The 378-nt window shown below is 45.0% G+C and carries 1 protein-coding gene; it reads left to right on the top strand.

What is annotated here, in order from left to right; all coding sequences use genetic code 11:
- A partial coding sequence (locus tag KTH90_RS24740) for a transposase (RefSeq protein ID WP_238727625.1) occupies positions 1-378 on the top strand: 378 nt, incomplete at both ends.

Genomic DNA, 378 nt, shown 5'->3' with positions numbered 1-378 from the left:
CAGATCTGTTAATGGCTTTAACCAGATCCATCTTGTTGCTTTGTTTAATCTGCTATCGCAGCGCTACCTTGATGCTCAAATTCAGCCAATCAGGAAAAAAAACGAGTTCCTGGCCCTTTCAAATTTGATTGACCGTTTTGATCCCCCTCCAGGAACTTCCCCTATTTTTATCGCTGACCGGGGATTCCATTCCTACAATGTTTTTGCACATGCCATTGAAAAAGGCGCTTATTTCCTGATTCGGGCTAAGGATGTCAATACCAAGCGTCTGTTGGGGAATGACTTTCCCGACACGGATTCCTTTGATGTTACCGTGAATCGCATTCTCACCCGTACCCAGTCTAAAAAGAAACATCGGCATCCGCTACTCGAAGACCA

The sequence above is a fragment of the Diplocloster modestus genome, from assembly GCF_019042245.1.
Classification (GTDB): Bacteria; Bacillota; Clostridia; order Lachnospirales; family Lachnospiraceae; genus Diplocloster; species Diplocloster modestus.
This window is presented reverse-complemented; position numbering and strand designations above follow the sequence as displayed.